Origin of the sequence: Frankia sp. Allo2 (assembly GCF_000733325.1) — a bacterium.
In the GTDB taxonomy this organism is placed as follows: domain Bacteria; phylum Actinomycetota; class Actinomycetes; order Frankiales; family Frankiaceae; genus Frankia; species Frankia casuarinae.
The window spans coordinates 83732-89731 of the sequence record NZ_JPHT01000020.1 but is presented as its reverse complement, the minus strand read 5'-3'; the positions used below and the strand labels follow the sequence as shown (position 1 = coordinate 89731).

5 protein-coding genes and 1 tRNA gene are annotated in these 6000 nt (G+C 67.9%); 3 read left to right on the top strand and 3 right to left on the bottom strand.

Annotation, left to right across the window (positions count from 1 at the left end; translation table 11 throughout):
• Both ALLO2_RS14540 and ALLO2_RS14535 read right to left on the bottom strand, forming a co-directional pair.
• Nucleotides 1–305: helix-turn-helix domain-containing protein (locus tag ALLO2_RS14540; protein ID WP_035732736.1), on the bottom strand; the 305-nt coding region annotated here is incomplete at its 3' end.
• Nucleotides 306–763: 458 nt separating this feature from the next.
• Nucleotides 764–839: transfer RNA gene (locus tag ALLO2_RS14535), tRNA-Thr, on the bottom strand.
• A 514-nt stretch (nt 840–1353) separates the two neighbouring features.
• On the opposite strand from ALLO2_RS14535, the gene ALLO2_RS14530 reads away from it, so the two are divergent.
• Nucleotides 1354–3603: an MMPL family transporter gene (locus ALLO2_RS14530; RefSeq protein WP_035732699.1), complete on the top strand. Its 2250-nt coding sequence runs from the start codon at nt 1354–1356 to the stop codon at nt 3601–3603.
• Between the two features lie 85 nt (nt 3604–3688).
• Here ALLO2_RS14530 and ALLO2_RS14525 read toward each other — a convergent pair whose 3' ends face one another.
• Nucleotides 3689–4504 carry an SAM-dependent methyltransferase gene (locus ALLO2_RS14525; RefSeq protein ID WP_011438444.1) on the bottom strand — a complete coding sequence of 272 codons (816 nt, stop codon included), beginning with the start codon at nt 4502–4504 and terminating at the stop codon, nt 3689–3691.
• Nucleotides 4505–4742: 238 nt separating this feature from the next.
• Between ALLO2_RS14525 and ALLO2_RS27315 the strand changes: the two genes are divergently transcribed.
• Both ALLO2_RS27315 and ALLO2_RS14520 read left to right on the top strand, forming a co-directional pair.
• Nucleotides 4743–4913, top strand: coding sequence for a hypothetical protein (locus ALLO2_RS27315; protein ID WP_232235107.1), 171 nt, complete (start codon nt 4743–4745; stop codon nt 4911–4913).
• A 374-nt stretch (nt 4914–5287) separates the two neighbouring features.
• Nucleotides 5288–5971: a hypothetical protein gene (locus ALLO2_RS14520; RefSeq protein WP_011438442.1), complete on the top strand. Its 684-nt coding sequence runs from the start codon at nt 5288–5290 to the stop codon at nt 5969–5971.
• Nucleotides 5972–6000: the final 29 nt, after the last annotated feature.

Sequence of the window (6000 nt, the reverse complement as noted above, 5' to 3'; positions counted from 1 at the left end):
GTCCAGCGCTGGTCGGGCCAGCCGTGCGCGGCCGGACCGCGGTCCAGTTCGACCCGTAGCCGGTCACGCTGACTGTCCGACAGGCGGCATGACGCACCACTGGGTCCTCGTGAGGCCAGCGCCGCCGTGCCACCGGCCTGCCAGAGCCGTTTCCACTGGTAGGCCGACTTCGTACTCACCCGCAGCCGCCCGGCGACCTCGACCGGATCGACCCCGGCGGCGAANAGGTCCGCCGCCTGCACCCGGACCACTTCCCGACGGGCACGACCCTGCGCGGTAAGCCCGCNACCATCCGCATACCTCATGCCCGATACAAGCGTCGGACACGGCCGGGTCATACCCGGACAGACCGGATGTGATCAAACAGACCCCGACCATTCAAGATCTGTAACACCGGGTTGCTTGCTCCGTCGCCATGTTCACGTCCACGGCGCCGCCATCGACCCTGGCGGCGCCGTGAACGTCCGATCCCCGTGCCGCGGTGGCGTGGGGTGGGATGGCGGACCGGCTACCGTCAGCCGCCACGCATCGTTCTCGCCGATCCCACCCGCCCTCAGAACGGCAGGCGATAACGGAACGTAACCGTCGTCGGGGCGGTGTCGCGACCGCAGGTCCCGGCCCAGGCGCCCGGAGAGGACACCCCGTTCATGATCGTTCCCTGCACACAATTGCCGAATGCGCACACAATGCGCACACAAACCCATTTCGATCTTGAATAGATGATCTTCGATTTCGCAAAACCGCAGGTCAGAGACCATCTGTCTGGAGCCGGCGAGGGGACTCGAACCCCTAACCGCTCGATTACAAGTCGAGTGCGCTACCAATTGCGCCACGCCGGCGGGCGATCTCACGATNCCCGACCGCCGCACTGAGACGCTGAGGCCACCGGCCGGTTCGCCGCCGGCCCGGCAAGATCAAAAGGGTACCCGTGGCGTGCCCCGCCGGTTGCCCGGCGCGAACCCGGCGAGCACCTACAACCGGTCGACGTGTCGGCACCCGCTCCTCGATCGTGAAGCGGGCGAGGAGCTCCAGCTCGGCCCGGTCGACCCAGTCGACCCGGTCAGCGCCGCCATCGGGGTACCCCGAGCGGCACCGATACCGCCGTCCACATTCTTGCCACCGAAAAATGTGGTGCCGGAATCGGTGAACAAATTTTGTCACAGCGGTTGTCGGGCAGTTCGTGGCGGTACGGTCGAGCACGAGGCCAGGCGTGCGGGAACGCCGTAAAGTGCCGTCTCCCGTGAATCGTCTCCAGAATTATCGGACGACGAGCTCCACCAAAGAGCCCCACCAAAGAGTGATTGACGTTGCTTGTCCGCGAGATAGGTTGTCCAAAATAGCGAAGGGCCAACCATGCTGATCGTTGCGTTGACAGGCGTCGCACGTCTGTGTGCCCGCCGTCGCTGGATCGCGGTCGGCATGTGGGCGGTGCTCCTCCTGCCCGCGGTGTTCTTCGTGATCGCGGGTCACGCGCAATACAGCCACGATGTGACGGTTCCCGGTTCCGAGTCGCAGCGGGCAATGAATCTGGCGCGCAAGGTGATTCCGGGCGGCGTCCTGCCGGACACCGAACAGATCGTGCTGCACGCCAGGCGCGGCACGCTGGCGGACCCGCTGGTGCACCGACAGGTCGAGGAGCTGCTCGCCGATGTCGGGAAGCTGCCGGGGGTACTCACCGTCGCCGACCCGTTCGGACCACTAGGCAGGATGGTGCTGGGTGTGTCACCGGTCAGTGCCGACGGGCGCACGGCGGTGGCTCCGGTAATCATGAAAGCGTCGGCGCTCGAACTCGACCTCGGCGCGATCAAACGGGTCTCGGCCACGGCCCGGTCCTACGGCGGTCCCGAGCTTCAGGTGGAGCTGGGCGGACCGGGCGCGACCGCGCTCACCTCGGCCGGCGTCCCGATCCGACCGCTGCTGGCCGCTCTCGCCGTCGCGCTGGCGGTCTTGTGCCTGACCCTGCGTTCGAGGGTGGCCGCCATGATCGCCGCTGTCGTCGCGGCCATGGCCACCGTCACCACCGTGGCCGTCACGACAGTACTGTCCCACCATGTCCTGACTACTCCCTTCGCCGCTCTGCTTGGCGGCATGATCGCCCTCGGGGTCAGCCTGGGCGGGTCCGTCCTGGTCGTGTACCGGGCGCAGACCGCGTTGGCACGGGGTGTGGGCCCGGTCGACGCGGCCACCGAGGCGATGGTGAAGTCGGTCGCCGCCCTGGCCTCCGGTGGCGTGTGCCTGAGCGTGGCGATGACCGGCGTGCTCCTGCTGGACCTGGGCCCATTCACGGGAGTCGCCCTCGCGGCCGGGGTGGCCGGGGTGCTCAGCGCCCTGGTCACCCTCACGCTGTTGCCAGCGCTGCTCGTCCTCGGCGGCACCCGGATGCTGGGCTGGGTCGGACGGCATTCCCTGACCACGACGGGTCGTGGCCTACCGCACCGGCCGGGCGTGCGATCGTGGTGGGCCAGGCAGGTGGGGCGCCACCCGGCTGTCGCCGTGGCCGTGGCGTGTGTGCTGCTTGTCGCCATGGCGGCACCGGTGGTAACCCTGCGGCTCGGTGGCGCCGACGCGGGCGCGGAGCCCACGTCGGCCACCGCGCGACGCGCGTATGACGTGGTCAGCCGCGACTTCTTCAGCGGTCTCAACGGGCCGATGCTCGTCGTCGTCGACCGGGGGGAGGGCAGCCGGACCGTCGCCGTGACCGACGTCGTCGCCGCCCTCAACACGACGCCGGGGGTCAAACACGCATACGTTTCGTTCGACAGTCCCGAGTCGGGCCTGGCCCTGATCCAGGTACTGCCGCAGGCGGGGCCCCGGTCGACGGACTCCTACGATCTGGTGCACCGACTGCGCAACGACGTCCTGCCGGCGGTACTGCGGCCCACCGTGAGCCGCGCTTACGTGGGCGGGCAGGCGGCGTTGTTCGCCGACATGGCCGCGGACTTCCGCGACGCGCTGCCGATGTTCGCGTTCGTGGTCCTGCTCGCGGTGGGCGCGCTGACCTTCCTCACGGCGTCCTCGCGCGTCACCGCCGCCGTGCTCGCCGTTTCGGAGCTGTCGTGCGGCCTTGCGACGGTCGGTGTCCTGGCGACGGTCTTCCAGCAGGACCGTTTCGCCGGGAAACTGGGCCTCCAGGCCGGTCCGATCGAACCGTTCATCCTGGTCTTCGTGCTGGTCGTCGGGTTCGGCCTATCCCCGGGCATGAACCTGAGCCTGCTGAGCAGACTGCGCGAAACCGATGCGCCAGGCTGGCGGGCGCTCGAAGGCGACGCGGTCAGCCGCGGCCACGCCGACGTGGGGCACGTCGTCCTCACCATGAACCTCATCATGATCCTGGCGTTGTCGGTGGTCGTGGCGCAGCCGTCCCGCACGCTGAAGCTGCTCGGGGTGGGTCTGGCGGTCGGTGTGGCGCTCGACGCATTCGTGGTGCGAGCGNTCGTCCTCCCTGCGCTGGTGCACCTGGATCGGCGCCGTGAAACCGCTGGCGGCGTACCCGCGCAGCGCCGGCCGGCGAGGGCGGCCACGAGGTCGTACGACCCGCCGTCGGCGCCATCCCACGCGGGCAACGGCACGCGCGGCGGCCGTTTCTCCCGGAGGAGTACATAGGGATGGGGCCCGGGCGTGTTGCGTTACTTCCCCGTTATCGGTAGGTAGGGCCGCGCGAAACCTTCAAAAGTTAGATCATCCAATTCTACGGCTTACGGGCCACGGCGCCGTATCCATCCACTGCGGCAAAGCCCTCGGCGCCGTCCGGCTGCCACTGCGAGATCGACACCACACCCGGCTCTAGAAGGTCCAGACCGTCGAAGAAACGGGCAACCTGATCCGGACTGCGCAGGATGTAGGGGACCGCGCCCGTGTCGTCATAGCCCTGCTGGGCTTCGTCGAAGCCCTCGCTGGTGTTGGTGCTGTCCCACAGCAGTAGATAGCTGCCGGACGGGACGGCGGCCACCACCCGCGCCACGATCGCCCGTGCCTCATCAAAGTCGGCGACGTGCCCCAGGATCCCCATGAACATGACGACGATCGGCTCGTTGAAGTTCAGTACGTTCTTGGCACCAGCAATGATCCGGTCCGGATCGTGGAGATCAGCGTCGAGATAGGTTGTCACACCTTCCGGTGTGGTGTTGACCAGCAGGGCGCGGGCGTGTACTAGTACCAGCGGGTCATTGTCGACGTACACGATGCGGGAATCGGGTGCGATGCGCTGGGCGACTTCATGGGTGTTCTGCATCGTCGGCAGGCCAGTGCCGATGTCGAGGAACTGGTGGACGCCCCTCTCGCCGGCGAGGTGGGCCACAGCCCGGATGAGGAACCGCCGGGACTCCTTGGCCAGGGTGACGATCCCCGGGAACACCTTGATGTAGGCGTCGCCGGCCTCGCGGTCCACCGGGTAGTTGTCCTTGCCGCCCATCCAGTAGTTCCAGATCCGAGCTGAATGCGGCGTCGTCGTGTCGATCTTCGAATGGCCCGTCGGGTTCCCGGTGCCATTGTGCTGCTCAGCCACGTCTCTCCTTACGCTGGCTCGGCCGGGCGAACCCGGCGAAGCAGGAAGATCCAGTCGGAGTGTGGCCTGTGGGCCAACCTCGGCTACCGATTTTAGGGTATATCATCGCAAATAGCGGCGGATCAACTGCTGGGACATGTACTCTCGGCCGGCCTGTGGGGCGCCAGAAGTCGGCTTGGGCCTGTGAGCTGGGACGATGTGCGGCGCGGCTGCCGGCATCATGGTCACCTGCGTCGGTGTGGCTGTTCTATCTGTTCTATCTGTTCTGTCTGATCTTCGTTCGGGTGTGTGGGGCTGGCTGGTGCTGCTCGGCCGGTCGTCGGCATCCAAGGACATCGAGTTGCTCGTGCTGCGGCACGAGGTCGCAGTGCTGCGCCGCATCCACCCGAAGTCCGTTCCTGATCCGTGACCGGGCGGGACAGTTCACCGCATCGTTCGACTCACCGCATCGTTCGACGCGGTCCTCGCCGACGCGGTCCTCGCCGACGCCGGCATCACCGCGGTCGCGATCCCGCCCCGAACTCCCAGGCGGACGCCTACGCGGCCCGCTACAGCGAACGACGCCCCACCGTAGCCGCGATCTTCAGCCACCACGGCCCGACCAGCCCGTTGCTGATCTGACCAAGAAAAGGACCACACGTCGCCCCGCCCTCGGCGGCTTGATCAACGAATACGAACGGGCCGCCTAAAAGCCTAGATCAACGCCGATGACCCAGTTCTGGCACCCCGCAGGTTTCGGTCGGTCGATTTGACGCGTCCGGGCCCACGTCCTTCTATGACTTCATGACTGTGAGTAGTCAGTTGATTCGAAAGGTGCTGCTGCCTGCCGTCGGGCTGGGGGTCTTGTCGGCGCTTGCCGCGACACCCGCGGCCGCCGACGGTGGCCGCGGCGGGCCGACGCCCGGCTCCGGCGCCGCGGAGACCTTCCTTCAAGCGACACTCATGCCGTTGAACCATTCCGGCGCCCGCAGCACCGCTACCGCGATCCTGCGGGGCGACCAACTCACCATCTCGATCTTCAGTCGCGGGCTGGCGCCGGCTCTGCCGCACGCGCAGCACATCCATATCGGTGGCCGCCACGTCTGTCCACCGCCGAACGTGACCGGCACCGGCGTCCACGGCCACTTCCGGACCGTTGACGGCAACCCGTGGCGTGGCCCGGTCGCGGTGTCGCTGACCACGTCCGGCGACACCAGCCCGGCCAGCGAGCTGGCGGTGGCGAGGTTCCCGGTTGGGAATGCGACCTACCACCGCACGTTCACGGTCACCCCGGCGGTCGCCGCGCAGTTGCGGGCCGGTGAGGGCGTGATCGAACAGCACGGTGTCGACTTCAGCCACAACGGCCGCTACGACGGCCCCGGCCGCAGCGAGCTCAATCCGGCCCTGCCCGAGGAGGCGACCGACCCGGCGGCCTGCGGCCGGCTCGTCCCGGCGCCCGATGGCCGGCGGCACGCCCAGGTGAACTGATCGGCCGTCGTGGCGCAGGTGGGGCACCT